General features: G+C 63.6%; 31 protein-coding genes, 1 tRNA gene and 1 pseudogene. 22 read left to right on the forward strand and 11 right to left on the reverse strand.

Annotated features, from left to right (window positions below):
* Window positions 1-20 precede the first annotated feature (20 nt).
* The 5 genes from ACFVTG_RS04660 to ACFVTG_RS04680 all read left to right on the forward strand — a co-directional run bounded on the left by ACFVTG_RS04660 (window position 21) and on the right by ACFVTG_RS04680 (window position 5,512).
* Window positions 21-632: a hypothetical protein gene (locus ACFVTG_RS04660; protein WP_390278508.1), complete on the forward strand. Its 612-nt coding sequence runs from the start codon at window positions 21-23 to the stop codon at window positions 630-632.
* 132 nt (window positions 633-764) lie between these two features.
* Window positions 765-2,288, forward strand: a complete 1,524-nt coding sequence (locus tag ACFVTG_RS04665; protein WP_284753301.1) for an aldehyde dehydrogenase family protein — start codon at window positions 765-767, stop codon at window positions 2,286-2,288.
* Between the two features lie 122 nt (window positions 2,289-2,410).
* Window positions 2,411-3,433 carry an alcohol dehydrogenase AdhP gene (gene adhP, locus ACFVTG_RS04670; protein ID WP_390278512.1) on the forward strand — a complete coding sequence of 341 codons (1,023 nt, stop codon included), beginning with the start codon at window positions 2,411-2,413 and terminating at the stop codon, window positions 3,431-3,433.
* Window positions 3,433-3,849 (forward strand): DUF779 domain-containing protein, encoded by a 417-nt coding sequence (locus tag ACFVTG_RS04675; RefSeq protein WP_390278515.1) that lies wholly within the window; start codon window positions 3,433-3,435, stop codon window positions 3,847-3,849. Before adhP ends, ACFVTG_RS04675 begins: the two co-directional genes overlap by 1 nt.
* A gap of 112 nt (window positions 3,850-3,961) precedes the next feature.
* Window positions 3,962-5,512: an amino acid permease gene (locus tag ACFVTG_RS04680; protein WP_284753307.1), complete on the forward strand. Its 1,551-nt coding sequence runs from the start codon at window positions 3,962-3,964 to the stop codon at window positions 5,510-5,512.
* A gap of 43 nt (window positions 5,513-5,555) precedes the next feature.
* Here the strand turns inward: ACFVTG_RS04680 and ACFVTG_RS04685 are convergent, their stop codons facing one another.
* From ACFVTG_RS04685 to ACFVTG_RS04695, 3 genes are all read right to left on the reverse strand, one after another.
* Window positions 5,556-6,191 (reverse strand): DUF2461 domain-containing protein, encoded by a 636-nt coding sequence (locus tag ACFVTG_RS04685; protein WP_284753310.1) that lies wholly within the window; start codon window positions 6,189-6,191, stop codon window positions 5,556-5,558.
* A gap of 216 nt (window positions 6,192-6,407) precedes the next feature.
* Window positions 6,408-7,892 carry a catalase gene (locus tag ACFVTG_RS04690; protein WP_390278519.1) on the reverse strand — a complete coding sequence of 495 codons (1,485 nt, stop codon included), beginning with the start codon at window positions 7,890-7,892 and terminating at the stop codon, window positions 6,408-6,410.
* On the reverse strand, window positions 7,889-8,380 hold the full coding sequence (locus ACFVTG_RS04695; protein ID WP_184738401.1) for a Fur family transcriptional regulator: 492 nt from the start codon (window positions 8,378-8,380) through the stop codon (window positions 7,889-7,891). The genes ACFVTG_RS04690 and ACFVTG_RS04695 overlap by 4 nt, the downstream gene beginning before the upstream one ends.
* Before the next feature lie 40 nt (window positions 8,381-8,420).
* Between ACFVTG_RS04695 and ACFVTG_RS04700 the strand changes: the two genes are divergently transcribed.
* From ACFVTG_RS04700 to htpX, 3 genes are all read left to right on the forward strand, one after another.
* Window positions 8,421-8,630 carry a hypothetical protein gene (locus ACFVTG_RS04700; protein WP_390278522.1) on the forward strand — a complete coding sequence of 70 codons (210 nt, stop codon included), beginning with the start codon at window positions 8,421-8,423 and terminating at the stop codon, window positions 8,628-8,630.
* The gene (locus ACFVTG_RS04705; protein ID WP_390278525.1) at window positions 8,611-9,882 is read left to right on the forward strand and encodes an MFS transporter; all 1,272 of its coding nucleotides are present in this window, start codon (window positions 8,611-8,613) and stop codon (window positions 9,880-9,882) included. The genes ACFVTG_RS04700 and ACFVTG_RS04705 overlap by 20 nt, the downstream gene beginning before the upstream one ends.
* Before the next feature lie 181 nt (window positions 9,883-10,063).
* A complete protein-coding gene (gene htpX / locus ACFVTG_RS04710) occupies window positions 10,064-10,933 on the forward strand; it encodes a zinc metalloprotease HtpX (RefSeq protein ID WP_390278528.1) in 870 nt (289 codons plus the stop codon).
* Window positions 10,934-11,067: 134 nt separating this feature from the next.
* On the opposite strand, the gene ACFVTG_RS04715 is transcribed toward htpX, so the two are convergent.
* The 5 genes from ACFVTG_RS04715 to ACFVTG_RS04735 all read right to left on the reverse strand — a co-directional run bounded on the left by ACFVTG_RS04715 (window position 11,068) and on the right by ACFVTG_RS04735 (window position 16,066).
* A complete protein-coding gene (locus ACFVTG_RS04715; RefSeq protein ID WP_390278531.1) occupies window positions 11,068-11,718 on the reverse strand; it encodes a hypothetical protein in 651 nt (216 codons plus the stop codon).
* Complete coding sequence (gene efeB / locus ACFVTG_RS04720) at window positions 11,715-13,136, reverse strand: iron uptake transporter deferrochelatase/peroxidase subunit (RefSeq protein WP_390278534.1); 1,422 nt, start codon at window positions 13,134-13,136, stop codon at window positions 11,715-11,717. Before efeB ends, ACFVTG_RS04715 begins: the two co-directional genes overlap by 4 nt.
* Window positions 13,133-14,359 carry an iron uptake system protein EfeO gene (gene efeO, locus ACFVTG_RS04725; protein ID WP_390278537.1) on the reverse strand — a complete coding sequence of 409 codons (1,227 nt, stop codon included), beginning with the start codon at window positions 14,357-14,359 and terminating at the stop codon, window positions 13,133-13,135. The genes efeB and efeO overlap by 4 nt, the downstream gene beginning before the upstream one ends.
* 33 nt (window positions 14,360-14,392) lie before the next feature.
* On the reverse strand, window positions 14,393-15,262 hold the full coding sequence (gene efeU / locus ACFVTG_RS04730) for an iron uptake transporter permease EfeU (protein WP_390278540.1): 870 nt from the start codon (window positions 15,260-15,262) through the stop codon (window positions 14,393-14,395).
* Between the two features lie 312 nt (window positions 15,263-15,574).
* A complete protein-coding gene (locus ACFVTG_RS04735) occupies window positions 15,575-16,066 on the reverse strand; it encodes a YajQ family cyclic di-GMP-binding protein (RefSeq protein WP_059387254.1) in 492 nt (163 codons plus the stop codon).
* Window positions 16,067-16,252: 186 nt separating this feature from the next.
* Between ACFVTG_RS04735 and ACFVTG_RS04740 the strand changes: the two genes are divergently transcribed.
* The gene (locus tag ACFVTG_RS04740) at window positions 16,253-16,519 is read left to right on the forward strand and encodes a hypothetical protein (protein WP_284753323.1); all 267 of its coding nucleotides are present in this window, start codon (window positions 16,253-16,255) and stop codon (window positions 16,517-16,519) included.
* A 129-nt stretch (window positions 16,520-16,648) separates the two neighbouring features.
* Window positions 16,649-16,730, forward strand: a tRNA-Tyr gene (locus tag ACFVTG_RS04745).
* A 65-nt stretch (window positions 16,731-16,795) separates the two neighbouring features.
* Here the strand turns inward: ACFVTG_RS04745 and xerC are convergent.
* From xerC to ACFVTG_RS04760, 3 genes and pseudogenes are all read right to left on the reverse strand, one after another.
* Window positions 16,796-18,064: a tyrosine recombinase XerC gene (xerC, locus tag ACFVTG_RS04750; protein ID WP_390278544.1), complete on the reverse strand. Its 1,269-nt coding sequence runs from the start codon at window positions 18,062-18,064 to the stop codon at window positions 16,796-16,798.
* A gap of 11 nt (window positions 18,065-18,075) precedes the next feature.
* Window positions 18,076-18,468 carry a hypothetical protein gene (locus ACFVTG_RS04755; protein WP_390278547.1) on the reverse strand — a complete coding sequence of 131 codons (393 nt, stop codon included), beginning with the start codon at window positions 18,466-18,468 and terminating at the stop codon, window positions 18,076-18,078.
* Between the two features lie 93 nt (window positions 18,469-18,561).
* Window positions 18,562-18,621 (reverse strand): annotated as a pseudogene (locus ACFVTG_RS04760) (CRISPR-associated DxTHG motif protein); the annotation flags it as partial.
* A 47-nt stretch (window positions 18,622-18,668) separates the two neighbouring features.
* Between ACFVTG_RS04760 and ACFVTG_RS04765 the strand changes: the two are divergent.
* The 12 genes from ACFVTG_RS04765 to ACFVTG_RS04820 all read left to right on the forward strand — a co-directional run bounded on the left by ACFVTG_RS04765 (window position 18,669) and on the right by ACFVTG_RS04820 (window position 26,610).
* On the forward strand, window positions 18,669-18,887 hold the full coding sequence (locus ACFVTG_RS04765) for a hypothetical protein (RefSeq protein WP_390278550.1): 219 nt from the start codon (window positions 18,669-18,671) through the stop codon (window positions 18,885-18,887).
* A 103-nt stretch (window positions 18,888-18,990) separates the two neighbouring features.
* Window positions 18,991-19,323, forward strand: a complete 333-nt coding sequence (locus ACFVTG_RS04770; RefSeq protein ID WP_390278553.1) for a hypothetical protein — start codon at window positions 18,991-18,993, stop codon at window positions 19,321-19,323.
* Window positions 19,320-19,532, forward strand: coding sequence for a hypothetical protein (locus tag ACFVTG_RS04775; RefSeq protein ID WP_390278556.1), 213 nt, complete (start codon window positions 19,320-19,322; stop codon window positions 19,530-19,532). The genes ACFVTG_RS04770 and ACFVTG_RS04775 overlap by 4 nt, the downstream gene beginning before the upstream one ends.
* A 35-nt stretch (window positions 19,533-19,567) precedes the next feature.
* Entirely contained in the window at window positions 19,568-20,509 is a 942-nt protein-coding gene (locus ACFVTG_RS04780; protein ID WP_390278558.1) for a hypothetical protein, read from the forward strand.
* Window positions 20,506-20,835, forward strand: a complete 330-nt coding sequence (locus ACFVTG_RS04785; RefSeq protein ID WP_390278561.1) for a hypothetical protein — start codon at window positions 20,506-20,508, stop codon at window positions 20,833-20,835. Before ACFVTG_RS04780 ends, ACFVTG_RS04785 begins: the two co-directional genes overlap by 4 nt.
* A complete protein-coding gene (locus ACFVTG_RS04790; protein ID WP_390278564.1) occupies window positions 20,832-20,975 on the forward strand; it encodes a hypothetical protein in 144 nt (47 codons plus the stop codon). Before ACFVTG_RS04785 ends, ACFVTG_RS04790 begins: the two co-directional genes overlap by 4 nt.
* 146 nt (window positions 20,976-21,121) lie before the next feature.
* Complete coding sequence (locus ACFVTG_RS04795; protein WP_390278567.1) at window positions 21,122-21,871, forward strand: helix-turn-helix domain-containing protein; 750 nt, start codon at window positions 21,122-21,124, stop codon at window positions 21,869-21,871.
* 150 nt (window positions 21,872-22,021) lie between these two features.
* The gene (locus tag ACFVTG_RS04800; protein WP_390278570.1) at window positions 22,022-22,444 is read left to right on the forward strand and encodes a hypothetical protein; all 423 of its coding nucleotides are present in this window, start codon (window positions 22,022-22,024) and stop codon (window positions 22,442-22,444) included.
* Window positions 22,441-23,223, forward strand: coding sequence for a hypothetical protein (locus ACFVTG_RS04805; RefSeq protein WP_390278572.1), 783 nt, complete (start codon window positions 22,441-22,443; stop codon window positions 23,221-23,223). The genes ACFVTG_RS04800 and ACFVTG_RS04805 overlap by 4 nt, the downstream gene beginning before the upstream one ends.
* On the forward strand, window positions 23,220-23,489 hold the full coding sequence (locus ACFVTG_RS04810) for a hypothetical protein (protein ID WP_390278575.1): 270 nt from the start codon (window positions 23,220-23,222) through the stop codon (window positions 23,487-23,489). The genes ACFVTG_RS04805 and ACFVTG_RS04810 overlap by 4 nt, the downstream gene beginning before the upstream one ends.
* Window positions 23,462-23,800, forward strand: a complete 339-nt coding sequence (locus ACFVTG_RS04815) for a hypothetical protein (protein ID WP_390278577.1) — start codon at window positions 23,462-23,464, stop codon at window positions 23,798-23,800. Before ACFVTG_RS04810 ends, ACFVTG_RS04815 begins: the two co-directional genes overlap by 28 nt.
* The gene (locus ACFVTG_RS04820; RefSeq protein ID WP_390278578.1) at window positions 23,797-26,610 is read left to right on the forward strand and encodes a hypothetical protein; all 2,814 of its coding nucleotides are present in this window, start codon (window positions 23,797-23,799) and stop codon (window positions 26,608-26,610) included. The genes ACFVTG_RS04815 and ACFVTG_RS04820 overlap by 4 nt, the downstream gene beginning before the upstream one ends.
* The last annotated feature ends 124 nt before the right edge of the window (window positions 26,611-26,734 follow it).

The raw sequence follows: 26,734 nt of genomic DNA on the forward strand, positions 1-26,734 counted from the left end.
AAACGAAAGAAGCTTCCTCCGTGTTGAACAAACGCCTCGCCGTTGCCCTGACCGTGTCCGGACTCCTTGCCGGAGTCACAGCCTGCGGGGCACCCGCACAGACAGCACCCGTATCGGCGACGCCTTCGACCTCGGCCACCACGGCTGCCGCCGCCGCGTGGGAACTCGATCCCGCGGCGGGCGCCCAGAGAATCAAGGCCGCGGGCCTGGATATCCTGACCGCCGAAGGCACAGCCGAGCACTATCACGCCCATCTGGATGTCTTGGTGGACGGCAAAGCCGTCACCGTCCCGGCCGAAATTGGCTTCAGTTTCGGGGCCGACGGGCAGCCCAACGGAATCTCGGCACTCCACACCCACGACACGTCCGGCGTCATCCACATCGAAGCGCCCACGGCCGGCCAGAAGTACACGCTCGGCCAGGTCCTCAGCGAATGGGGAGTTCTCGACGGCAAGGACGCCACGGGAGCACCGCATGGCGGAACCGGCGGCTGGACCGCCTACGTGAACGGCGCAAAGCAGAATGCGCCGGTGTCAGACGTGGTTCTCAAGGCCCACGACGAAGTCGTGCTCTCCTACGGTGCCGCGCCCTCGCCGGTTCCGAGCTCTTACGCTTTCCCTGCGGGTCTATAGCTTCCTGGGCACGGCAGGGGAGTCCTGCCCCGAAGTGATCTGAACCACATGGTTGCAACCTGCTTGCAACCTTCCCGCTCCTACGCTGATGGCACAGCAAAGCCACCATCATGCGCAGCAAAGGAGCTACAGATGACTGTTTATGCACAGCCGGGTGCCGAGGGTTCGAAGGTCACTTTCAAGGACCGCTACGAGAACTGGATCGGCGGAGAGTGGGTTGCCCCGGTCAAGGGGCAGTACTTCGAGAACATCACCCCGGTGACCGGGAAGGCCTTCTGCGAGGTTGCCCGGGGCACGGCCGAGGACATCGAGCTGGCCTTGGACGCTGCGCACAAGGTGGCACCGTCCTGGGGCAAGACTTCGGCCACCGAACGCGCCGCGATCTTGAACAAGATCGCCGACCGGATCGATGAGAACGTCGAGTTGCTGGCCGTCGCCGAGACCTGGGACAACGGCAAACCGGTCCGCGAAACCCTGAACGCGGACATCCCCCTCGCGGCGGACCACTTCCGCTACTTCGCCTCCGCGATCCGCGCCCAGGAAGGCCACCTGTCCCAGCTGGACGAGGACACCACCGCATACCACTTCCACGAGCCGCTGGGCGTGGTGGGCCAGATCATCCCGTGGAACTTCCCGATCCTCATGGCCGTGTGGAAGCTCGCGCCGGCACTGGCCGCGGGCAACGCCGTCGTGCTCAAGCCCGCCGAGCAGACCCCGTCCTCGATCCTGGTCCTGATGGAACTGATCTCCGATCTGCTGCCCGCCGGCGTCGTGAACGTCGTCAACGGTTTCGGTGTCGAGGCTGGCAAGCCGCTGGCGTCCAGCCCGCGGATCCGCAAGATCGCCTTCACCGGCGAGACCACCACGGGCCGGCTGATCAGCCAGTACGCGTCCCAGAACCTGATCCCCGTGACCCTGGAGCTGGGCGGCAAGAGCCCGAACATTTTCTTCGACGACGTCGCCGCGCAGAACGATGCGTTCTACGACAAGGCCCAGGAAGGCTTCACGCTCTTCGCCTTCAACCAGGGCGAAGTCTGCACCTGCCCCTCCCGCGCCCTGGTCCAGGAAGGCATCTACGACTCCTTCATCGCCGACGCCGTGGCCCGCACCAACAAGATCATCCAGGGCAACCCGCTGGACACCGACACCCAGATCGGCGCCCAGGCTTCCAACGACCAGCTCGAGAAGATCCTCTCCTACATCGACATCGGAAAGCAGGAAGGCGCCAAGGTCCTCACCGGCGGCGCCCGCGCCCAGCTCGACGGCGACCTCGCCGGGGGCTACTACGTCCAGCCGACCATCTTCGAAGGCCACAACCGGATGCGGATCTTCCAGGAAGAGATCTTCGGCCCCGTGGTGTCCGTGACGAAGTTCAGCGACTACGACGACGCCATCGGTATCGCCAACGACACCCTCTACGGACTCGGCGCCGGGGTCTGGTCCCGCAACGGCAACGTCGCCTACCGGGCAGGCCGGGAGATCCAGGCCGGCCGCGTCTGGGTCAACAACTACCACGCCTACCCCGCCGGCGCCGCATTCGGCGGCTACAAGTCCTCCGGCATCGGACGTGAGAACCACGCCATGATGCTCGACCACTACCAGCAGACCAAAAACCTCCTGGTCAGCTACAACGAAAACAAACTCGGCTTCTTCTAAGCCGCACTTGACCCGGCGGGGAGGGATCAGCACAGACCCCTCCCCGCCGACCCACCCTGGCCACCCCTCAGGAAGCAGCACCCCGCCTCAAACAACGCTTTAACGACGCAAGGATTTCGCCAATGACGACGACAATGCAAGCAGCCGTAGTAACAGAATTCGGAAAAGACCTTCAAATCCAGTCCCTTCCCCTTCCCACGCCTGGCCGAGGAGAAGCGCTGGTCAAGGTCATCACCAGCGGCGTCTGCCATACAGACCTGCACGCCGCCGAGGGGGACTGGCCGGTCAAGCCTTCCCCGCCGTTCGTGCCCGGCCACGAAGGCGTGGGTGAAGTGGTTGCCCTCGGCGAGGGCGTCACCGACCTGGCCGTCGGGGACCTGGTGGGCAACGCCTGGCTCTGGTCCGCTTGTGGCGATTGCCAGTTCTGCCGGACCGGTTGGGAGACGCTGTGCGAAGCCCAGAAGAACGCCGGCTACAGCGTGGACGGTTCGTTCGGGGAGTACATGCTGGTGGACAGCCGGTTCGCCGCGAGGATTCCGGCAGGTTCGGACCCCGTGGAGGTCGCCCCGGTGCTGTGCGCCGGAGTCACGGTCTACAAGGGATTGAAGATGACCGAGGCCAGGCCGGGCCAATGGGTCACCATTTCCGGCATCGGCGGCCTGGGTCACATCGCCGTCCAGTACGCGGTGGCCATGGGCCTGCGGGTTGCCGCAGTGGACATCGCCGACGACAAGCTCGCCCTCGCCAAGAAACACGGCGCCGAACTGACGGTCAACGCGCTGCACGAAGATCCGGCGGAAGTCATCCAGCGGGAAACCGGAGGCTGCCACGGCGTCTTGGTCACGGCGGTGCACCCCTCGGCTTTCGGGCAGGCGATCGGCATGGCCCGCCGTGGCGGGACCATCGTCTTCAACGGACTCCCGCCGGGAGATTTCCCTGCGCCGATCTTCGAGATTGTGCTCAAGGGCCTGACCGTCCGTGGTTCGATCGTGGGGACTCGCCAGGACCTGGAGGAAGCGCTGGACTTCTACGCGCAGGGCAAGATCCACCCGACCGTGTCCACGCGGGAGCTCTCCGAGGTCAACGCGGTCTTTGACGAAATGAAGCATGCCAAGATCGACGGCCGCGTGGTGCTGAGGTTCTAATGCCCCACAACAGGCTTGACGCCGCAGTGACGCTGCCCGGGGAAGACTTTTCCCGGGTGGCGCTCACCGCCGTTTCCATCGAACTCCTCCGGAAGTTGTGGGAGCAGCACGGTCCGCTCATGTTCCACCAGTCAGGCGGTTGCTGCGACGGTTCCTCCCCGATGTGCTACCCGGCCGGCGAATTCATTACCGGTGATTCGGACGTTCTGCTCGGGCTTTTCGACATCGGCGAGCCCGAACGGCCGCAGCCTTTGGAGTTCTGGATGTCCCGGGAGCAGTTCAATTACTGGTCCCACACCCATCTGACGGTGGATGTGGTGGACGGCCGCGGGAGTGGATTCTCGGTCGAATCGCCTGAGGGGAAACGCTTCCTTATCCGCTCGACCTTGATGGATTGGAACGTCCCCGCGCTCTGAAGATGGGCCATGCATGTGTCTCACGATTCGGGACAAATGTGGGGGTCCATTGGCTGGACACTACTCTTGATGAGTCTGTTTCTACCACCTCATCAAGATTGTGGACTCTTCTATGAACCTCTTCCGGACCAAATCGATCGAGCAGTCCATTGCGGACGCCGATGAGCCCGGACGCAAGCTCAAGCGTTCCCTCAGCACCTGGGATCTGATGATCATGGGCGTCGCCGTTGCCGTCGGTGCCGGGATCTTCTCTGTCGGCGCCAAGGCCGCTGCGAACTTCGCCGGGCCCGCCGTGACCATCTCCTTCGCCGTTGCAGCCGTCACGTGTGCCTTGGCAATCATGTGCTACGCCGAATTCGCTACCGCGATCCCGGTCGCTGGGTCCGCCTACGTCTTCACCTACGCCACCATGGGCGAAGTCCTCGCTTGGATCATTGGTTGGAACCTCATCCTTGAACTCTTTACCGCTGCTGCGGTGATCGCCAAGTACTGGGGAATCTACTTGAGCAAAGTGTTTGCGCTCATGGGTGTGGATATGCCGCCGGCCGTGAACATCGCCGGTGTGGATCTCTATTGGGGCGCTTTCCTGATTGTTGCCATCTTCACGGTGCTCCTGGTGCTCGGCACCAAGCTCTCTGCCCGCGTGGGCAACGTTTTCACGCTGATCAAGATCGCCGTGGTGCTGTTCGTGATTGTTGTCGGCTTCACCTACGTGAAATTCTCCAACTACACGCCCTTCGTCCCGGCATCGCAGCCTACCGGGGGCAACGACGGCGCGGATGTCATGAAGCAGTCCTTCTTCGGCTTCCTCACAGGTGCGGTTCCGGCCCAGTACGGAACGCTGGGCATCTTTGCCGGCGCAGCCTTGGTGTTCTTTGCCTTCATCGGCTTCGACGTGGTTGCCACCTCCGCGGAAGAGGTCAAGAACCCGCAGAAGACCTTGCCCCGGGGCATCTTCGGCGGCCTGGCGCTCGTGACGCTGCTGTACATCCTGGTCTCCCTCGCCCTGACCGGCATGGTCTCGTACACGCAACTGGCCGAAGCGAAGAACCCCACGCTGACTACGGCTTTCGAAGCGGTTGGAAACACCGACGCGGCCAAGGTCATTGCCTTTGGCTCGCTCATCGGTTTGACCACCGTCATCATGGTGCTGCTCATGGGCCTGGCCCGGGTGGTCCTTGCCATGAGTCGCGACGGACTGCTTCCGCGCGCGCTGTCCAAGACCAGTGCCAAGCGTTCGACGCCGGTCCGTCTCCAGATCATCTGTGGCGCTGCCGTGGCAATCGTTGCCGGACTGACCAACGTGGATCTTCTCGAAGAAATGATCAACATCGGTACCCTCTCGGCCTTCGTCATGGTGAGCCTGGGCATCCTGGTGCTGCGTAAGAAGCGCCCGGATCTCAAGCCGGCTTTCCGGGTTCCGTTCGGCAAGGTCCTTCCGGTGGTCTCGGCCGTCCTGTGCGTCTACCTGATGACAAACCTCGCCGTGGAGACCTGGGTCTTCTTCGCCATCTGGCTGGCAATCGGACTCGCCATCTACTTTGCCTACGGGCAGCGCCACTCCCGCTTGAACGAGAAGTTCGCTTCGGCAAAGGCCGCGGTGTCCGGGAACGCGGCTGTTTCCGACAAGAGCGACGACGAAGACAACCTCACTAGGGTCTAGCCAGCGACCGGGCTCATGCCCCCGGCTAGACTCACGGCCACGATTACGGCGACGCGTGCTCGTTGACCCACTCCACGAGCGGGCGCAGTACCTCCCAACGCTTGGCGATCTCTTCCTTGGCTGAGGGCTGGGACATCCATTCCGGTTCGCCCAAGGTCACTCCGGCAGACAACGATTTGTGCTTCAGGAGCTCGGCCCGTGGATGGTCTTTGTCGAAACCGCGCGGCACGGTCTTGAGCTTCTCGCCTTCCACCGCGAAGCCCGCGGCGGCGATGGCATCGACGATTTTCTGCAGTTCCTCCCCGCTGGCCGGCGAATCGGTGGCGGCGCGGAACCGGGCAATCTGCTCGGGGGTGCGCGAGTGGCATCCACCGCCGACTAACAAGCCGTCTGCACTGAGCTGGAGGTAGAAGCCCACACCCTCGTTATCCGCTGCAAAGGCTCCCTGTGCCGTCTTGTAGGGGGACTTGTCTTGGGAGAACCGGATGTCGCGGTTGGGACGGAAAACCTTGCCCGGCCCGAATCGCGGCTCAAGCTCTTCCAGCAACAGCGTCAATGGCTCCTTCACGGCGGAGTCGTAGATGTCTTTATGCGCCAACCACCATTCGCGGTTGTTGTTCTCTTCAAGTTCGGCATAGAAGGCGATGGCCTCTGCGGGGATCCCGGTAAATGTGCTCATGCAAGGATCCTATGGATGACAATGCCGGGCTAGCCAGAGCCATTGTCGGCTATGTGGAAAACCCGCCGCGGAACCTCGCCGCTGGGTCGGTACCTTGTTTCGCATTCCACGAGATATAAGCTCAGGAATCGCAAACAAGTCCAGGCATTCATGCGCATTAAACAGCAACCCCGCCGCGGAGAATCCGCAGCGGGGTTGCTTCGTTGGTGGACGTTGTTACAGCTTGTTGGCTGCTTCCGCAGCCGACTCGCCTTCGCCCGCGCCGAGGTTGGCGCGCAGCTTGGCACCGAGTTCAGCGTCGACGTTGGTCCAGTACTGGATGGCGCGTTCCTTGATGTCGGCGCTCTTGACGCCACCCACGGCGCCGGTGATGGTGTCCAGCAGACGGGCCTTGGCGCCGTCGTCGTAAACCTCGCGGTACAGCGCGCCGGCCTGGACGAAGTCGCCGTCCTCGGCGTGCAGGGAGTGTGCGGAAAGCGTCAGCTCGCCGTCGTTCTCCCAGCCGCCGGCCGGGTTCTGCGGCTCAACAGCAGCCGGGCCACCCACGGAGTTCGGTGCATAGACCGGAACCGAAGGAGCGTTGAACAGGAAGCGTCCCGCGCCGTCCTGGCTGTAGTTGTTGACCTGGTTCTTCGGCTGGTTCACCGGGATCTGGGCGTGGTTGGTGCCCACGCGGTAGCGGTGCGCGTCAGCGTAGGAGAAGATGCGGGCCTGCAGCATCTTGTCCGGGGAGGCGGCGATACCCGGAACGAAGTTCGACGGCGCGAAGGTGGCCTGCTCGATCTGCGCGAAGTAGTTCTCCGGGTTCTTGTTGAGCTCCATGGTGCCCACGTGGATCAGCGGGTAGTCCGCGTGCGGCCACACCTTGGTGAGGTCGAACGGGTTGAAGCGGTAGGTCTTGGCGTCCTCGTAAGGCATGACCTGGACGTGCAGTTCCCAAGACGGGAAGTTGCCGGCGGCAATGTTCTCCTGGAGATCGCGGATGTAGAAGTCCGCGTCCGAGCCGGCCAACTCGGCGGCTTCGTCGCCGGTGATCGACTTGACGCCCTGGTTGGACTTGAAGTGGTACTTGACCCAGAAGCGCTCGCCCTCGGCGTTGATCCACTGGTAGGTGTGCGAGCCGTAGCCTTGCATTTCGCGCCAGGAAGCCGGCAGGCCACGGTCGCCCATGAGCCAAGTGACCTGGTGTGCGGACTCGGGGGAGAGGGTCCAGAAATCCCACTGCATGTCGGCGTCACGCAGGTGGGTGCCCGGGAGGCGCTTCTGGGAGTGGATGAAGTCCGGGAACTTGATGCCGTCGCGGATGAAGAACACCGGGGTGTTGTTTCCCACGAGGTCGTAGTTGCCCTCGGAGGTGTAGAACTTGACGGCGAAGCCGCGGGGGTCGCGCCAGGTGTCCGGGGAGCCGTTCTCGCCCGCAACGGAGGAGAAACGGATGAGCATGTCCGTCTCGACGCCGGGCTGGAGGAAAGCTGCCTTGGTGTACTTGGAAACGTCCGAGGACGTCTTGAAGGTACCGAAAGCGCCGCCGCCCTTGGCGTGGACAACGCGCTCCGGGACGCGCTCGCGGTTGAACTGTGCGAGCTTTTCCACCAAGTAGTGGTCGGTCAGGATGATGGCACCGTCGGCGCCAACGGACTTGGAATGCGCGTCCGAGGTGACGGGGGCGCCCGACTGGGTGGTCGAGATGTTCGCGGTCATCGTTCTCCTATTTCGTGGGTTACTTGCGTTTGAGTAGGAAGCTGTTGTTTGGCCTGGCAGTCCTGGCAGATGCCTTGGTACAGGACGTCTGCGATCTGGATGGTCATGGGTTTGGAATGCTCATCCCAGTGCGGGGTGAGGCAAGGGGCATGGCCTACGGCGCAGTCGACATCCTCCACCCGGCCGCAACTGATGCACACGGCGTGGTGGTGGTTGTCGCCGACCCGCGTCTCGTACAGCGCGGGAGAGTGGGGCGGTTCGAACCGCCGCAGCATCTGTAGGTCCGTGAGGTCGCTCAGCACCACATAAACAGACTGCGCTGTCAGTTCGGGAAGATCCTTGCGTGCGGCAGCCAGGATGCCTTCGGCCGGGGAATGCGGATTGTGCTGAACGGCCGCGAGGACCGCAAGACGCTGCTTGGTCACGCGGCGTCCGTGGGAATGCAGGGCGGAAGCCCACGCTTCCTGGTCTGCCGTGTGATCTGCCATACGCCCATTGAAGCACTTATTATGAGTACTTCACAATAAGGTGAGGCTAACTTCGGATGAACCCGCCGACGGCGGCCTGGGACTCGCGCGCGCGACGGCGGCCACCGCAGCAGCGGACGCCGGCGGCCCGGCGGCCTGGGACTCGGGCGCGACGGCGGCGGCCGCAGCAGCGGACGAGCGCTCACGCGGCGCTACGGGAGGGCGGGCGCGTGGGTGGGTAGGGTTGGACGGTGGCAAAACTCCTGGCTGATATGACCCCGCTTCGCGAAAGCCCCGCATTCCGCCGCCTGTGGCTCGGGTCTTCGGTGTCGATGGTCGGATCCCAGCTGACCCTGGTTGCCGTGAGCCTCGAGGTCTACAGCATCACCCAACAGAGCCTCTATGTGGGCCTGCTCAGCATCTTTGCCCTAGTTCCGCTGGTGATCGCGGGCTTGTTTGGCGGCGCCCTTTCGGATGCCTATGACCGGCGGAAAGTCGCTATTGTTGCGTCCCTCGTTTTGTGGGGCTGTAGCGTGGCCTTGGCACTCCAAGCGTGGTTCCAGCTGAACAATGTCTGGATCCTGTTCGTCCTCGTCGCGATCCAGAGCGGCGCGCAGGGCATCAACGGGCCGGCACGCAGCGCCATTATTCCCTTGCTGGTCCGGAAGGAACTGCTGCCCGCAGCCAACGCGTTGAGCATGCTGAACATGGGCATTTCGATGACGGCCGGCCCCTTGCTGGCCGGTGTGTTGGTTGCTTCGAGCGGTTTCGGCTGGACCTACACGATCGATGCCCTGAGCTTCGCCTTCGCACTGTGGAGCCTGTTCAAGCTACCGGCCCTTCCCGCGGCCGAGAACGCGTCGGCACCTGGCCTGCGCTCCGTCGTCGAGGGCTTCCGTTTCCTGGGCACCCGGCCCAACCTCCGCATGACGTTCATCATCGACCTCATCGCGATGATCTGCGCCCAGCCGCGCGCCCTCATGCCCGCGATCGGAGCCACGATGATCGGAGGTGGCGACACCACCGTGGGTGTGTTGCTCGCTTCTGTAGCTGTCGGTGCCTTCCTGGCGGGACTATTCTCCGGGCCTCTGGGGAGGGTGCGGCGCCAAGGCAGCGCGGTGGTATGGTCCGTGGCCGGATGGGGTTTCTCGATCGCAGCTTTCGGCCTGGTGGTGGTCCTGGCCGGGGACAGCGGGCGCGACGGCGTGACGCCTTGGATCATCCCGGCGGCCATGTGTTGTGCCTTTGCCGGGATCTCGGACTCAATCAGCGCGGTCTTCCGGACCACCATCCTGCAATCGGCCACCCCGGACCACATGCGGGGACGGTTGCAAGGCGTGTTCATCGTGGTGGTTGCGGGCGGTCCACGAGTGGGGGACATGCTCGCCGGTGGCGTCACCAAGGTTCTCAGCGAAGGCTGGGTGCTGCTCCTTGGCGGCGTGCTGTGCGCGGTACTGGCGTGGCTCGTGGCGCGCGGGCAACGTGGATTCCTCCAGTACGATTCGCTCCACCCGGTGCCCTAGCCCAGACCCAGCCCCACGCCCAACTAACTGACAGTTGTTGTCGTTATAGCGGCTCAGAACGACATTAAATGCGAGTCAGTTGGGTGGGCAGAGCAGGAACGTCCGGGCCGCCGTCGGCGTTAATCGGAACAGAACCAGCATGCAATGCAAGACAAAAGCCGTACTGCAAGAAAGTAGTGAAGTGCATAATCATCACAATGGCCTGAAGACCGCAGCGCTCTTCGGTGTGCTCTGGGCGGTGCTGCTGGGGCTTGGAGCAGTGATCGGTGTGGGCACCCGCAGCGCGTCGCCCATCTGGATCATGGCAGTGATCGGCGTCGCGACAACGGCTTATGGGTATTGGAACAGCGACAAGATCGCCATCCGTTCCATGGCCGCGTACCCGGTTTCGGAAGCGGAGGCTCCGCAGCTGTACCAGATCGTCCGGGAACTCTCCGTGCGGGCGAACCAACCCATGCCGCGGATCTACGTTTCGCCGACCATGACACCCAATGCCTTCGCCACGGGACGCAACCCGAAGAATGCCGCCGTGTGCTGCACCGCGGGCATCCTGAACTTGCTCGACGCCCGCGAGCTCCGCGGCGTGCTCGGGCATGAACTCATGCACGTCTACAACCGCGACATCCTCACCTCGTCCATTGCGGCCGCCGTCGCCGGCGTCATTACTTCGGTGGGCCAGATGCTGCTCTTCTTCGGTGGCGGGGACCGGCGGAACGCCAATCCGATTGCCATGATCGCCATGGCGCTCCTGGCGCCGTTTGCCGCCTCGCTAATCCAGCTCGCCATTTCCCGGACCAGGGAGTACGACGCCGACCACGACGGCGCGGAGCTCACCGGCGATCCGCTGGCGCTCGCCTCGGCCCTCCGCAGGATCGAGGCCGACGTGAAGCAGGTGCCACTGCCACAGGATCAGCGCCTCGTGAACACTTCGCACCTCATGATCGCCAACCCGTTCCGCGGCGGTGCCATGACCAAGCTGTTCGCCACCCACCCGCCCATGCGCGAGCGCATCGAGCGGCTCGAGCGGATGGCCGGACGGCCGCTTTCCTAGCCAGCGGTCCCGTAGGTCACCCTACCGGCCGCGTCCGACGACGGGCGGCTTCATGCGAACAAGCCCTCACCAATGAAGCCGCCCGCCTTAGTGCCCGGAGGCACCGCGAACAAGCCAGAGCGCTTCGACGGGAGCTAATCGCCCGCCCAGCGCCGCAGGGTGCTGTTTACCAGCCCCACCAGCGCCGCCGTCCACCAGCAGCCTTGGGAAATGCACAAGGCCACGAGCAGCCGCGCACGCAGTCGGCCCGCCACGGACTTGAAATGCGTTCCAAGCGGGAGCGCATGGAGCCGGCGCATTACCGGAGCCAAGGCGATCCCATTCAGCATGAGCAGCAAAACACACAGCAGCTTGACCTGGGTGACGTGGCCGGTGATGTCCGGCCTGATCATGGCGCCGGAGACAAGCAACACGGCCAATCCACCCCAGATCAGCGGCTGGGCGGCGGCCGCGAGGCGTCGGGTGTCGTGGATGTCCCGCTTGCCGACGAGCCACAGGAAGCCCACCCAATCGACAACCAGGATGGCGCCGAAGGACAGCACCAGCGCAATGATGTGGCATGCCAGGCCGACACGGTGAAGGTCCGGACCGCAGTCCACCAAGGCCCCAGCCGACACCGATCCCGCCCAAGCAGCAGTGCAGGCGCCTCCTAGGACGACGGTCTTCCTGCGGCCCGGATGCGGGGAAGATTTGGGGGACGGCATCATGCCGTCCCCCTCTGCAATGCTGGCCGTGTCTTCTGTCTTGCTGATGCCGTCGCCGGATTCGACGACGGCACTGCTCATGCGAACAAGCCCTCGCCGATGAAGCCGCCCGGCTTGATGCCCGGAGGCACTGCGAACAGGCCGGAGCCCGTGTGCTTGAGGTATTCCAAAGCCAGCTTGTCGCTCTTTGCCATGGCCATCTGCATCGGCACATAGTGCGTCCGCGGGTCCTTGACGAAAGCTATGAAGAACAGCCCGGCGTCGAGGTGGCCGAGTCCGTCCGAACCATCCGTGTAGTTGTACCCTCGGCGGAGCATCTTCACGCCGTTGTTCTGGTCCGCGTGGGCGAGGCGGACGTGGGAATCCAGGGCGATCAACGGCTCGCCGTCGCGCCCCTTGATTGAAAAGTCCGGCGCCGTGAATTCCTCTCCTCCGGACAAGGGCGCTCCCGACCCTTTGGTGCGACCGATCAGCCCTTCCTGTTCCCGCAGTGACGTCCGGTCCCAGATCTCGATGTGCATTCGGATCCGTCGGGAGACAAGGTAGCTGCCGCCGGCCATCCACGCTTCACCCTGGCGGGTTCCAGCGGTGGCCCAGACGTGCTCGTTGAGGAGTGCCGCGTCTTCCGACTTCAGGTTGGCAGTGCCGTCCTTGAAACCGAAGAGGTTGCGCGCGGTCGTCTGTGCCCGGGACGTGGAGGAGGTGCGGCCGAAGCCCAGCTGGGACCAGCGGACACGCACTTTCCCAAAGCCGATGCGTGCGAGATTCCGGATCGCATGGACGGCTACCTGGGGATCGTCGGCGCACGCCTGGACCACAAGGTCGCCGCCCGTACGCGCAGCCTCAAGGGCGTCGCCGGGGAAATGCGGCAGGTCAATCAGTGCGTCAGGCCTGCGGCCCTCCAAGCCGAAGCGGGGCTTGCCGTCCTTTTCGAAGAGGCCCGGGCCAAAGCCGAACGTCAAGGTCAGCTTGCCCGCCGCGAGATCCAGCGCCTCGCCGGTGTCTTCCGGGGGCGCGTCGTAGGATCCGTCGACGGCGCCGGTCGCGCCCGTTGTACGGCCGGCGGTCATTGCTTCGGCCGCGGCAGTCCAGTCCTTCAGGAGCTGGATCACCGCGGCACGGTCCTCAACCGTCACGTCGAAGGCGGCCATGTGGAGGCGGTCCTGGGCGGGAGTGATGATGCCGGCTTGGCGTTCGCCGTAGAAGGGAACCACATCGCCTGCAGGGGTGGCCGCCTGAGCTGCCACCGCATCATGGCTAAGGTATCCGGCGGCAAGGCCTGCCACGGCACCGGCGCCGCCTATGCCGGCGAGGGAGAACAGTCCACGACGGGACATGCCCCGCTTGCCGCCCTTGGGGGATTCGGCGGCGGACGCGGCGCCGGCCATCCCGCCGTCGGGCGCCAGGGTGCCAGGCGCGTTTGCCGCCCCGACGGCGGCAGCCTGGGTGCCGCCGTCGGGCGCCTCAGCGGGCTCGTGGTTGAAGGGGCAGCCGCTCACAGGACTACTGCCGAGGTGAGCTTGGACAGCGGCTCGCCCAAGGCGTCGACCAGTGCGGCGAGCTGCTGGACCTCGGCGGGGCTGAGTTCGTTGTAGTACGCGAAACCGTCGCCCTTGGCGTGCTTCTTGAGCTCGGCCTGCAGGGCAGCGAACTTCCCGTCGAGGCTCGTGGCCAGGGCGGGGTCCTTCTGCGCGAGCGCGGGCTTGAGGTTCTCGAATGCGATCCGGGCGCCGTCGACATTGGCCTGGAAGTCCCAGAGGTCCGTGTGGGACCAGATTTCTTCTTCGCCGGTGACCTTACCGCGCGCAACTTCGTCCAGGAGCTCCTTGGCGCCGTTGCCGAGCTTGTCCGCGGAGAGCTCAACGGTGCGGGTGCGTTTGCCGAGTTCCTCGGTATCGCCAACGAGCTGTGTGGCAATCTTGGCTCGTTCAGCGGCCGTCAGCGCCGTGTATCCGGCGGGTGGGAAGAGGTCCTTCTCCGTGCGATGCCAGCCGGTCCATTCCTGGCCGGGCTCAAGGTCGGCTTCGCGGGCGTCGAGCTTGGGGTCGAGGTCGCCGAAGGATTCCGCGACCGGTTCGATCCGCTCCCAGTGCATGCGCGTTGCCGAGTAGAGTTCGCGGGCCTTTGTTGTGTCGCCCGCCGCGTAGGCGTCAGCGAAGGCCTTGGTGCCGGTCACGAGTTGTTCGGTCTGGTCCTTGACGTACGCCGTGTACTGCTGGACGCCGGTGTCCGCAAGCTTCTGGAAATCGGCGTCGACGCCGGTCTTGTTTCCGGAATCCGTGACCTCAAAGGCGGCACGGATACCGTCGCCCTGCATGCCGGGCTTGCACGCGGTGGTGTACTTGCCTGCGGGAGCCGTGACCACCAGGTTGCGGGTCAGGCCCGGACCGATGTTCTCCACTTCGCCGACGATCCGCAAGCCGTCCTCGGCGAGGAGGTAGAACTCGGTGATTTCAGTGCCATCGTTCTTGACCGCGAAGCTCAGGTTGCCGCTGGGGACGCTTCCGGTGGAAAGCTTGCACTCGGTTTTGGTGCTGGTGACCTGGATAGGTCCGGCGGAGGCGCTGGAGCCGGGCGTCTTTGCATTGTCCGTGCATCCGGTGAGTACCAGCGGAACGGCTGCGGCAGCGGCGACGAGGGCAAAGGACTTCCGGTGGCGGGAGTCCTTTTTGGGCAGGGTCTTTTTGGGCAGGGCAATTTTGGGCAGGGGAGTGCCAGGCATTGGAGTTTCCTTCTGTTGGGGGTGCGGGAAGCGTTAGGCGGCGTTGGCGGCCTGGGAAGCGGCGGCGTTTTCTGCGGCGGCGTTGCCGGGAGATTTCGCCGGTGCGGAACCGTTGGCGCGAATGTAGAAGTAGAGCACCGGTATCACGTACAGCAGCCAGGCCCCGGCTTCGAGCCAGGTGGTGGCCGGGGACAGGTTGAGGGTGCCCTTCAGCAGGGTGCCGTACCAGGACGACGGCGGGATTGCTGCGGAGACGTCGAACGCGAGGGTGTGGAGCCCGGGCAGGATCCCGGCTTCCTGGAGGTCATGGATGCCATAGGCCAGCACGCCGCCCGCGATCACGATGAGGCCGACTCCCGTCCAGGTGAAGAACCGCGAGAGATTGACCTTGAGGACTCCGCGGTGCAGTAAGTATCCGAGTCCGGCAGCGACGGCCAGCCCGAGCAGCGCACCGAGCAGCGGCTGCGACGATTCCCCGGCGGCCTGGGCAGCAGCCCAAAGGAACAGCGCCGTCTCAAGCCCTTCGCGGCCCACCGCGAGTGCAGCCACGACCACGAGGCCCCACGCGGCGCCGTCGGCCATCTTGTCCACTTGGGACTTCAACTCGCCGCCGAGGCTGCGGGCAGTGCGCGCCATCCAGAAGACCATCCAGGTGACGAGTGCGACGGCGACAATGGACAATCCGCCCCCGATCGCCTCCTGCGCAGCGAAAGTCAGTCCCTGCGGACCGAAGGTGAGCAGTGCCCCGAAGGCGATGGAAACGGCCACAGCGATGCCGACGCCGGCCCAAAGCCTGGGGAGCAGCGAGCGGCGTCCGGTTTTGACCAGGTAGGCCATGAGCAGGACCACAACGAGGGTGGCTTCAAGGCCTTCGCGCAGGCCGATCAGGAAGTTCGCGGTCATCTGGAATCTTTCGTTAGGGGAGCCACACTTAGGCTCGCCTAAGGAAGTACAGTACCCGTTTGATCCGATTACGCAAACAGAACGTGTCGTAATTGCCGGAGGTTACGCGGGCGTGCCTGTCACGCGCTGCAGTCTTTGACCTCCGTGGATCGGTGCACCCGCGGAATCCCGGGGACTTCGCCAGGCTTCGACCCCAAAAAGTTGCGTGGCGTGGCGCGCCTGTCTCCATTAACGACGACGGCGCGTTGCCCGCTCAGGGGGCAACGCGCCGTCGTCGTACTTCTGGATGGCGGCCGGGGCCGCAGCGAACTCCTAGCTGCGGAAGTTCACGAACTGGAGGTCGGCCTCTTCGAACTTCTTCAGGATGTTCATGGTTTCCTGCAGGTCATCTCGGGACTTCGAGGTTACGCGGAGTTCGTCGCCCTGGATCTGGGACTTGACGGACTTCGGGGCTTCGTCTCGGATGATCTTGTTGATCTTCTTCGCGATGTCCTGTGCAATGCCCTCCTTGATGGAGCACTCCAGGCGGAATTCCTTGCCGGAGGGGTAAGGCTCGCCCTGGTCGAGGGACTTCAGGGAGATACCGCGCTTGATGAGTTTGGACTGGAATACGTCCAGGACAGCGAGGATGCGGTCCTCGGAGTTGGCCTTCATGAGGATCTTCTCGCCGCTGAAGTCGATCTCCGCGCCGACGCCCTTGAAGTCGTATCGCTGGGCGATTTCCTTCTGGGACTGGTGGAGCGCGTTGGCGACTTCCTGCTTGTCTACCTTGCTGACGACGTCGAATGTGGATTCGCCTGCCATGACTCTCCTTGTAATCGTTGGGGGTGGCCCGGAAACGGGCGGTTTTGTCTGCCAACCAGCCTAGTACGGAAGCGCCCGGCGTGTGCTGAACGTTCACAGTTCGCTCACAGCACACGCATGGCCGGAACTGAGACTGCCCCGACAGAGTTGTATCAGTTTGAAGAGCCCGTCCTGAAAGGGAGCACCATGAGCAACCAGGCCGTCCGATACGTCACCAAGTCAGCCGCTGCCGCCGCCGGTTCAATCGGAGTCGCTGCCGCCACCGCCGCAAGCGCGGTTGCAGCCGCAGCGCTCGCGGCTTCCGTGGTCCTGAGCCCGGTCCCGGATGCGGCGTCGCGGATGGACGGCGTTCACGCGGACTTGCTGCGGGCCGTGCAGCTCAACCAGATCACCCTTGAACAGGCGGCGAGTTTCGAGGCCAAACTGGCCGGCCGGATACTTGGCGATGCTTGAGATTTCCGCTGATTTTGTAGCTCTGAGGGCTCGATTCGATTCTTCGGCGGAAGTTCTGTAAGGTTGTCTTGCTCGCGCTTACCGGATCGGAAACGAAACGATGAACGGGAGTGACTTCTTTTGAAGTTCGGCAGATTACCCGAGCGGCCAAAGGGGGCTGACTGTAAATCAGCTGGCAACGCCTACGGGGGTTCGAATCCCTCATCTGCCACATCCCCGGATTTCCGGGAAATTTAGACCCGCCGGGATCTCTTCGGAGGTTCCGGTGGGTCTTTTTTATTGCCCGGTGATCACAGTTGTGAGCACACTCTTGCGCGCTGGTAGCAAAGATGCCGCTCCTTCGACTGCGTTGCGGGCCGCGTCACCCACCAGGTGCGCGTAGAGATCCCGGGTGATCTGGCTGTTTGAGTGGCCCATGGACTTGGACACGATGGCCAGGTCCTGGCCGCTGGCGAGCATCAGGGACGCGTGCAGGTGCCGCAGGTCGTGAAGCCTCATCTTTGGCAGTCCGGCCTTGGTCACCATCGTTTCGAACAGCTTGGACACGTAGCCTGGGCGGAACTCGCGCCCATCCTCGTACGTGAACACCCGGCCGCTCTCCGTGTACGCGTCACCCCATGTCTGGCGTTCGTGCTGTTGCTGGAACTGCCAAGCGATCAGCGCTGCCACGGCACGGTCTGAGAGGGCCACGACGCGGTCTTGCCCGGCGTCGGTCTTGATGGTGCCCTCCAGGACGACCTTGCCGACCTGGACGAGCTGCACCCGGACGACCAGCTTCCGGCCGGGAAGGTCCACATCCTGCCAGCGGAGCCCGCACAGCTCGCCGCGGCGCATGCCTGCCAGGATGGCCACCTCGAACAGCGCGGCGAGGCGATTCCCGACCTTGCCGTTGGGACGGCCGTGGCTATCCACGTTCTCGTAGCCCGCGATGAAGTCAAGGAACTTTCCAGCGTCGCCGGGCTCCCACACCTTGACCTTGCTCTTTTCGACCTTGGGCAGGCGAGCGCCGGCGGCCACGTTCTCGGCAATCAGCCCGTCCTGCACGGCATCTGTCAGGGCGCTGGAGAGGGTCGCGTGAATGCGCTTGATCGTCACGGCGCCGCGGCCCGAGTCTTGCAGTCCCTTGATCAGGCCGGCCACGTGCGCCCGTCGCAGATCCCGCAGGAGTAGCTTGGTCCCGAAGGCCGGGACGATGTCCTTGGCCACGTAGCTCTTGTACATGCGCAGCGTGGACGGCTTGAGCTGCTCGTGCCGCTCCTGGGCCTCAAGCCATTCGGTGACATACGCGGCGGCCGTCGTCTTCTTGAAGTCGTAGACCTGCCCGCGGAGCTGCTTCTCTGCCTCCCGCATGGCCTCCTCAGCGTCCCCGGAGGAGGAGTAGCTGTAATCAGTCAGGTAGCGGCGTTTGCCGCTGACGGGGTCGAAGCCGGCCGAGAGGCGGAAACCCCAGGTGCCGTGCCGGTAGTTCTTGAGCTTGGGGCAGTTGGCCCCGTATTGCTTGCCGTTCTCGTCGCGGCAACCACACCGCCTAGTTACCTTTGCCATCGGTCCACCTCTCAAATCTTGCTGAGTGTTTCGGTAATGCGTTTGTCCATGTCCTCCAGCGGCAGCCTGACGCTGTTCTCCAGCTGACGCTGGGCGATTCCGACTGCCGCGTAGGCGTCCCGCACCTCGTCCATGAGTTGGAGTAGGAGTCCGGCAAATTCGCCCTCCATCGAGCCTGACATGAGGGCGCGTGGTTCGAGCTTGAGGCTTCCAACTTGGATGTCATCGGCCTCCAGCGGGGGAACCAGGAGCATCGCGGGCGTCTTCTCCAGGACGTGCGCGATAGCCACCAGGTCGTTGGCCGTCATTGCCCTGTCACCGTTCTCCATGGCGGAAACGGTCTGACGCTTCCATGGCTTTTCCAGGACCTCTTCCATCCGAGCGCCGAATGTAGGGACATCCATCCCTAGTTCCAAGCGTCGCGCCCTTGCGTTGTGGCCCACGATCCTCGACATATCCCAGCTCATAGCACTCCCTCATTGGCTTCTCGTCAAGAATTATCTTGCCACACAAGAAAGCACTTGCAAAGACCGTAGGGCATGTGTAATGTCGATTGTGCAAGGAAAAACTTGCTAGGTAACTAAATGCTAGACAGGAGGCAGATGTGGAAGCTCAGTACTCGAAAGAGGTTCAGGCGATCCTCGCCAAGCCGACAGCATCCGTCGATGAGTTCAGGCTCGTCATGGGGTGCGGCCGCAGCCAGGCATACCAGTTTGTCCGCGAAGGCGGGATCAAGACATTGCGAATCGGCAGCCGGATCTTCATCCCTACGAGCGCGATCCGCTCAATGCTCGACGGCACCGCGCCACAGGACGCCGCCTAGCCCAGCCAGGCAAGGCGGTCACCGCCCCATTTCAGGGCAAAGAAAAGGGAGCCAGCACCACCTGGCTCCCAAAAAATCCAACCACCGTCAGGAAGTAAAGATCATGACCACGATAGCACTCCACCGCAATGGTGAAGTCCGAGTGAAGCTGAACGATTCAGACAGCGTTGAGCCGAAGGCGGCAAAGGATCCGTTCGCCGGCATCCCACGGCACGTGTGGCAGTCCCTGTTCGTCCTCGTCTCGTCGATCCGCCCGGAGTGGGCGATTGGCGAAATCGCAGAAGCGGTATTCCGGTACCGGCGGGCCCTCCCGTTCCCGGAACTTTCAGCCGCTGCCATTCGGGCCGCACAGGATTCCGGCACCAAGAACACTTCCGCGCTGGAGCTCGCCATGCTGGACGCCGCTGACAAGTGGCTTGAGGCGGCTGATAAGTGATCACTGAATCCGACCTCGCCGCCGCCTGGGAATCCGGCTACTGGCACGGAACCAGCCACGAAGGGCCCTTGAACGATGCCGCCGTGGCCGCCAAGAACCCTTATCGATCCAAGGGTGTCACTCCGGCGAAATCCTGCAAGGTTGCCCTCAAGCAAGCTGCTGACACCGATAGAGAAGACGGGGCTGGAGAGGCTGAAACCAACGCATGACGATCACCACCGCAGAGTTCGGAGAGGAGACCTAGATGGGATACAAGCTCGCAGGGCAAGTACAGCAGCAGTGGTCGCACCTTGACCATGGACCCTACCGGCTCCTCATCGGCATCGCCCTGGCACTCCCAGAGGACTCTACGCGGTGCTGGTTCGGCCGCGATCGATTCGCCCAGCTCCTTGGTAAGACGCCGGTCACTGAAGCCGAGAAGGAGAACGCGTACAAGAGCGTTCAGCGCACCATCAAGGCACTCATCACCGCGGAAGCCCTGAGGCTGGTGTCAGCGGCGAAGCCGGGAAAGTCTGCCGTTTACCAACTGCTGTTCGGGGCAAATGGGGGACACTCAGCGTCCACCCTTACCGAAGGAATGGGGGACGTTCAGTGTCCACCATTGGAACGCGAATGGGGGACACTCAGCGTCCCGAATGGGGGACGTTCAGCGACCCCAATGGTGGACGTTCAGGGTCCTGAATGGGGGACACCAGACGTCCACCCGAAGAAGAAGGAAGAAGAAGTACAAGAAGAAGTTAAGAAACCCCGGGCATCCAAAGCAGCTCTCGAGAAGCAGATGACCGAGGACTTCGAGGCCTGGTACGCGATCTACCCGAAGCACGAAGGCAAGAAGCCTGCCAGGACCGCATACGCCAAGGCCCGAAAAAACGGGGCAACACTCGAGGAACTCATCTCCGGGGCACAACGCTTCGCCGCAAAACGCAAAGGGCAGGATCCGGGATTCACGGCAATGCCGGCCACTTGGCTCAATCAAGAGCGCTGGACAGACGAGGCTGGCTCTTCCACCGTCCAGGACGGCCCATGGAGCAAGACATATCACTCGCAATCTAACATCCCGCCGCAGTATGCATGGGCGAACCGACCCGACCATGGCGACCGGGCGCTGGCCAAAGGCGCGGCGATGATCGCCGCCCTGGAAGCGAAAGAACAACAACCCCGAGAAATTCAGGAGCGAACAGCATGACCGCCGAATCGGACCAGCAAGAGAACCCGAACTACGACATCCACAGCATCAGCTTCATCGACAACCCAAAAGGGGTTGGACTGCCCAACGAGTTCCTCGGCATGGGCATGCTCCTGATCACCCAGCAAGGATCCGACCAGCGCGGCACGGTGCTTGTTGATCACGACTACGCCGTCACAGCCCTGACCGCCCGCAAAGAGCTGGAGGGAATGATCTCGCTGGCAGCCACGGCGGCCCGGTGGCTGCGCCTCGGCTGGCCCGAAGACTGGGGTCCTGACCTGCCCTCCACTTGGGCGCCCCTCTACCTGGAAGGCATCCAAGCATGAGCAAGTACGTACGCCCCAGCGAATGCGACCGCTGCGTGACCGTCGAGAAACTCACCAGCGACTCCGGGCTCAGCTGGAGCATCGAAACAGCCCACGAACCCACCTGCCCCAACAACCTCCGGAAAGGCCAGCGCCCATGAACGCGTATGGTACGCAATCACATCGCGCACAGGCGCACATTGGGCCAGAAGGTTCAGACACCAATGCACACGGTGTGCATTCAGCCCGCGCCACACACATTGGGCCAACATACCAAACGCGTCCGGACGGTCCGGATGCTGTACGGGTGAACGCGCATGTTGGGCCAACGGTTGATGGTGAACGAAACGGTTCCGATGCTTCCCGCGCACATGCGCACGTTGGGCTTGCCAATGACTCGAACGGTTCGGAAACCGTTCGCACACCTGTGCTGAACGGCAACACGGACACACGCGGTCTGGTTGGCAGTGAGGAACGGGAACGTCTGGCGGCGGGGTTCGGGGCGAAGCTGCGGGAGATGCGGAAGGCGTCCGGGCTTTCCCAGGCGCGTCTGGGGGAGCTTGCCGGGATCGGGGTAACCCATCTGAGCCGATTGGAGCAGGGCCGCCGGCGCCCGTCTGTAGACGCCATCAAGGCCTTGGCCCGGATCATCTGCGGGAAGGTCAGCCCGGAGGCTGCAGAGCAGAAGCTGGCCGCCTTGGCAGGGGATTCCCTACGTGAGGGAGCGGCACGCAGGAAGCGGCAGCGGGACAACAAGCACCGGCGTGCAGCTGCGGCCGCGTTGAGCAAGACAACGAGGCAGCTCAGAAAGCACATTGCCGACCAGGAGCGCCTTGGCCTTCCCGTGCCCGAGTCGATGCGCAGGCTTGTGGACTCAGGCATGGCCGAGCGTCTGGAGGACTTCAAGGACGAGCCCGGGATCAAGGGCGTCAGGGCGCGGGACGCCCGTAGACCCAGGTTTGACCGGCCGCGGAGCCGCAGCCTCAAGGACCTTCAGGCATGGCTGGATTCCCACGAGTCCGAACGGTCCGAGGACGATGATGACGATGAGCTTTGACCGGTCAAACACCAAGGCGTGCGCGGGCCCGTTGGGGCATGAAACCCACTCGTCCGAACCCTTCGGAAAGGGCAGGTGAGCTGATTGGGGAACAGTTCACCTGCCGGTAGGCCGCCTGAATGCAAGGAACTTTCGCCGCGTGATCACAGGGTGAGCACCGCATGCCAGCCCGCGAACAGCGTCCCGCAGCCGGCCTCCCTGGATGCCCTGTTGCGGGGTCCGATCGCACAGGGTGTGCTGCGCTCTCTGATGCGGGACGTGGAAAGGCAAATGCGCGAGCAGGGCGCGAGCGTTCCGGTCTGGGCACTGCCCGTCTACAAGGCGCTACAGGAGGCGTCAGGGGCGGATCTCGACCGCACCGTCGTCGCGTCCGTTATCGGACCTCGTCTTGCCAAAGTGGAATCAACCAATTGGGTTGGTGTCATGGATGCGGCGACCCGGACCGGACGAAGCGAACGGCAGGTACGTCGGCTTGCATCGTCCGGCCGGGTCATCGCGAAGCGCATAGGACACCGGAGCTGGTTGGTTGACATCGACTCATTGGAAAACGTCCTAAGGAATCAGGCAGCATGACCAGCACCACAGACACCGACCCTGACCGGATCATCGCCGACGCGGAGCAGGAAGCGAAAGAGGCAGAGAACCTCGTCCACACGCTTGAGGAGAAGGTCCGCTCAGGTGACGATTCGGTGACGTTCGAGGAAGTTGAGAAGGCCCGCGGCCTGCTGAGCTTTGTACGTCTCCGCAAGGAGGCAGCCAAGCGGAAGGCGGCCGCCGCCACAGAAGCCGCCCGACTAGCCGCCTGTGCGGCACTGAATGCTGAGATCACCGCGCTGATCAAGGGCGACGGGCAGCGCTTCAGCGACCAGCTCAAGGCCGCTGTGGAAGCGTTCCGGGTGTTCCGTGACAGCGTGGACGAACGCAATGAGAAGGTCCGTGAGTTCCGGAAGCGCGCCGAGAATCTTGGTATCCCGGAGCACAAGCACGCGGGCCCTGTCCCGGCTACACATGGCGGCGTACGGCTCGCAACCGGCGGCAGCCCTGGGCTGTTGGCCGGTGTCGTTGTCGGCCGCTCACGGGTGGAAAGCCTGGACGCAGACGTCTTCATGAACCGGGCGCTTGACCTACTCGTGCGGGAAGGAAAGCTGAAGCTCATGGACTTCATCGGCGCCGGTGAAGACCTCTTCGGGGATATGGCCGCCATCGACGCGGAAGCCCCGGAGTCATCGGCCAAGCACTTCTACCGCGGCCCGAACGGCGGCGTGTTCCGCAAGGATGAGCCGTTCACCGACGAGGAAATCCAGCTCCACAACCTTCGGGTGATCACCAAGGCCGAGGCGGATGCAGAATGAGCGGCCCGCAGAAGACTTTGGCAGATCTGCAAGCAATGACAGCGGAGCAGATCGTGGAAGCCCACAATGCAGGCCTTCTGGGCGACCTACTGCGGGGCGGCACCCCTGAGGCAGTCGCGGCCCGGAAAGAGCAAGAGCGTGCCCGCCAGGCCGAGGCCATCAGCAATGCCGAAGCTGCCCGGATTGACGGCGCCAACGAACCAGGCGCCCGCAAACTACAACAGGAAAGTCTGAGGCCATGGGAAGCGCCGGTTTTGAGGCAATGATCGACGCCGTCGTGGACCGGGTTGAGGAAGCAGTCCCTGCCGCGGCGTTCAAGGCCATGGAGCACGTCCGGGAGGTTGCCGTAAGCCGTGCCCCGATAGAGACCGGGAACCTGCGCGGCAGCGCCTCTACCGAAATCACACCCGAGGGTGCCAAGGTCACATTTCCCGGCCCGTACGCCCGGTATCAAGAATTCGAGCTCGGCCTGCGGCATGAGCAGGGCCAGGCCCTGTACCTGACATCCACGGTCATCTCGGAAGAAGAGAAGGTTCTGGAGATCGTTGACGAAGAGTTGCGGAAGGCCATGGAATGACGGACACAACGACCACCGGCTCTATTGACGCGAAGCTTGGCATCGACCTTAGTGCGTTCAAGCGGGGCGCGGACGAGGTCAAAGCCGACGCCAGGGAGCTCGGAGCCCTCGACCCGACGATCAAGGTAGACGCGAACGTCGCAAGCGCCGTAGCGAAACTCGATTCGGTCTCCCTCGCGGAGCGGAACCTCGACAACGCCTACCAACGCTCGGCCATCTCCCAGGAGAAACTCGACGCGGTCACAAAGAAGTACGGCGAGGACTCCGTCCAGGCCGCCAGTGCACGCCTCACCCATAAGCGGGCCATGGACGCGGAGTACGACTCCGAAGCGAAACTGTCCGCTGCCCGCGCCAAGGCTATTACCGAGCAGGACAAAGAAACCGAGTCCACCAACCGGGCCATCAAGGCGGACAAGCAGCGCGTCTCTGGCCTGCAAGTCCTGATTGCACTTGCACCCGCCCTGCTCGGGCCGGTGACCGCGATCTCCTCCGCGGCTGTCGGTCTCGGCGTGGCCTTCGGCGGCATGGCCCTGGGCGGTATCGCCGCGATCGCCGGAATCAAGCACGAAATGCAGGACGGCACCGACGTCGGTAACGCATACTCGGCCGGCCTGGGTGCCATCAAAGGCAACCTCGCGGAGCTCGGGACGTCATCGGCGAACGGCATGCTCGGGGCGTTCAACGACGTGGTCGCGGAGACCAACATCCGGATGCCGTTCCTGAACCAGTTCCTCGCCGAAGGGTCCGCGGAGCTCGGGCACATGGGCGGCACCGCCCTAAGGGGTGTGCTGGATGGTCTCCAGCAGATGAACCCGCTGATCCAGTTCGGCGCCGTCCAGCTTGAGAAGTTCGTGACCTGGTTGTTTTCCTTCAACGGGACCAACGGGTTCACGGAGTTCATCCAGTACGCCATGGACAACCTGCCCGGGACCATGACCCTCATCGAGAATCTTGTCACTCTGGCCGGGCACATCCTCGCCGCCTATGCCCCGCTCGGGCCGGTGGTCCTCGGCTTCCTCAACGGGCTTACCGGGCTGCTGAACGACCTGCCGTTACCGGTCCTGGCCGGGCTGGTAACCACGGCAACCACGATCGCTCCGGCCTTCAACCTCGCCAAGACTGCCGTGAACACCTTCGGCGATACAGCCATCCTCTCGGCGCTGAAAGTGGACATGCTCGGGGTGTCCGTGAATCTTGCCGTACCGGTGGTCGGCATCCTCACCGCGATCCTCGCCGGCGCAGCCATGGCCATGGCCACCAGCGCCGCAGGAACCGCGAACGCCTCGGCTGCTGTCCAGGACTACACACAGGCACTCAAGGACGACAACGAGGAACTTGGCAAGCACGTCAGGCTCCAGGCCGCCAAGGCACTCTCCGACGCCGGGGCGTACGACGCTGCCCGGACCCTAGGCGTGTCCCAGACGGTCCTGACAGATGCTCTCATGGGTGTTGCCGGAGCGCAGGACATCGTCAACGACGCCGTCAAGAAGGGCAAGGCATTCCAGGAGGACAACACTCAGAACGTGATCTCCTCGACCAGCCACGCCATGGTGCAGTCCGAAGCCCAGAGGAACACGGCCAAGGCCATCGACGTCGTTACCGGGGCGTTGAACAGCCAGTCAGGGGCCATATCGAAGTCCAAACAGGACAACCTCGACCAAGCCGCCGCAATGAACACAACGACGGGGGCGCTGACAGCCCAGCAGATCGCCCTGCAAGGCCAAGCATCCATCTATGGCGAGTCCGTGCCGGTGTACCAGGCAGCGGTCAAGTCACAGCAGGACCTGGCGGACAAGGCAGCCCAGACCACCGCGAACATGGTTCAGCAGAATGATGCAGCCGGGCTGCTGAAAATGACCCTCGACGGACTCAACGGCAAAGCGATCTCCGCCGCACAGGCACAGAACGCTTTCGACTCCCAGCTCGCCAACATGGGCACCCACGTGGACAAGACCGGCAAGACCATCAAGTTCACCACGGCCAACATCGGCGACATGTCAGCAGCCTCGGTAGCGCTCCGGGGACAGCTCAACTCACAGGTGTCCGGACTCATGGCCGTGGTAGAGGCCAACGGCGGTCTGAACGATTCCACGGGCCAGGCCAAGGCCGAGATGGAAAAGATGCGGACGCAGATCATCGACAACGCCGTGGCCCATGGTGTCGACAAAGATGCGGTCACCGCCTACGTGGACAAGCTTCTGACGATCCCGGCGTCGGTGCCACCTACGAAACTCGAGATCGACAAGGCCAAGGCCGAGGCGGACATTGCGACGTTCCAAGCCCACGTGGACGCGGTCCACGGGAAAACCATTGACCTGATCACCCGCGAGTCCACCCAGAAAACGGCGGACACGATGGGAACCCGCACCAACCCGGTGACCGGCGAGCAGGAGACCTACGTTTCCACACCGGGCGGGGCGGAAGCGCCCGGTAACGGTGGCGTCGGGACTGCTACGGGTGGTTCGATGTGGATTGCCCGCGCAAGCGGCGGCCCAGTCAATTACCTCGCAGCAGGCGGTCACCCGGGCCAGCCCCAGGGTACGGATACCGTTCCGGCGTGGCTCACCCCGGAAGAGTTCGTGTTCAAGAGGGCATCGGCTCAGTCCATCGGGCTCCCGGCACTGAATTACATGAACCAGACGGGCCAGCTCCCACCTGGCGGTGGACAGCAAGGGCCGATGACGATGACCGGGACACTCGTCATGGACTCGGGAGAAATCCTCGGCACGTTCCGCGGTATCGCACGGCAGGAAGCTTCCAGCGCGATAGGGGCGGCGAACCGGGACGCTTCACGGCGCCCAAGCCGCTGATTGTGCTCACGCTGTGATCACCTGCCGAAAGTGCCCAGTAATAGCAAGGAATCCGGGCCTGTGAGTTGATACGGAATCAGCTCGCAGACAGCCCAGCCCAACACACACACCGAGAGTAGGAGAA

Origin of the sequence: Arthrobacter sp. NPDC058127, from assembly GCF_042884555.1 — a bacterium.
In the GTDB taxonomy this organism is placed as follows: Bacteria; Actinomycetota; Actinomycetes; order Actinomycetales; family Micrococcaceae; genus Arthrobacter.

Coding starts and splice junctions, on each gene's coding strand:
- ACFVTG_RS04790 (WP_390278564.1), top strand. CDS start 20,832: ATGAGCAAGTACGTACGCCCCAGCGAATGCGACCGCTGCGTGACCGTC.
- ACFVTG_RS04715 (WP_390278531.1), bottom strand. CDS start 11,718: ATGAGCAGTGCCGTCGTCGAATCCGGCGACGGCATCAGCAAGACAGAA.
- ACFVTG_RS04755 (WP_390278547.1), bottom strand. CDS start 18,468: ATGGATGTCCCTACATTCGGCGCTCGGATGGAAGAGGTCCTGGAAAAG.
- adhP (WP_390278512.1), top strand. CDS start 2,411: ATGACGACGACAATGCAAGCAGCCGTAGTAACAGAATTCGGAAAAGAC.
- efeO (WP_390278537.1), bottom strand. CDS start 14,359: ATGCCTGGCACTCCCCTGCCCAAAATTGCCCTGCCCAAAAAGACCCTG.
- ACFVTG_RS04740 (WP_284753323.1), top strand. CDS start 16,253: ATGAGCAACCAGGCCGTCCGATACGTCACCAAGTCAGCCGCTGCCGCC.
- ACFVTG_RS04675 (WP_390278515.1), top strand. CDS start 3,433: ATGCCCCACAACAGGCTTGACGCCGCAGTGACGCTGCCCGGGGAAGAC.
- ACFVTG_RS04780 (WP_390278558.1), top strand. CDS start 19,568: ATGGGATACAAGCTCGCAGGGCAAGTACAGCAGCAGTGGTCGCACCTT.
- ACFVTG_RS04820 (WP_390278578.1), top strand. CDS start 23,797: ATGACGGACACAACGACCACCGGCTCTATTGACGCGAAGCTTGGCATC.
- ACFVTG_RS04770 (WP_390278553.1), top strand. CDS start 18,991: ATGACCACGATAGCACTCCACCGCAATGGTGAAGTCCGAGTGAAGCTG.
- ACFVTG_RS04690 (WP_390278519.1), bottom strand. CDS start 7,892: ATGACCGCGAACATCTCGACCACCCAGTCGGGCGCCCCCGTCACCTCG.
- ACFVTG_RS04665 (WP_284753301.1), top strand. CDS start 765: ATGACTGTTTATGCACAGCCGGGTGCCGAGGGTTCGAAGGTCACTTTC.
- ACFVTG_RS04680 (WP_284753307.1), top strand. CDS start 3,962: ATGAACCTCTTCCGGACCAAATCGATCGAGCAGTCCATTGCGGACGCC.
- efeU (WP_390278540.1), bottom strand. CDS start 15,262: ATGACCGCGAACTTCCTGATCGGCCTGCGCGAAGGCCTTGAAGCCACC.
- ACFVTG_RS04815 (WP_390278577.1), top strand. CDS start 23,462: ATGGGAAGCGCCGGTTTTGAGGCAATGATCGACGCCGTCGTGGACCGG.
- ACFVTG_RS04785 (WP_390278561.1), top strand. CDS start 20,506: ATGACCGCCGAATCGGACCAGCAAGAGAACCCGAACTACGACATCCAC.
- ACFVTG_RS04805 (WP_390278572.1), top strand. CDS start 22,441: ATGACCAGCACCACAGACACCGACCCTGACCGGATCATCGCCGACGCG.
- ACFVTG_RS04735 (WP_059387254.1), bottom strand. CDS start 16,066: ATGGCAGGCGAATCCACATTCGACGTCGTCAGCAAGGTAGACAAGCAG.
- ACFVTG_RS04810 (WP_390278575.1), top strand. CDS start 23,220: ATGAGCGGCCCGCAGAAGACTTTGGCAGATCTGCAAGCAATGACAGCG.
- xerC (WP_390278544.1), bottom strand. CDS start 18,064: ATGGCAAAGGTAACTAGGCGGTGTGGTTGCCGCGACGAGAACGGCAAG.
- ACFVTG_RS04685 (WP_284753310.1), bottom strand. CDS start 6,191: ATGAGCACATTTACCGGGATCCCCGCAGAGGCCATCGCCTTCTATGCC.
- ACFVTG_RS04695 (WP_184738401.1), bottom strand. CDS start 8,380: ATGGCAGATCACACGGCAGACCAGGAAGCGTGGGCTTCCGCCCTGCAT.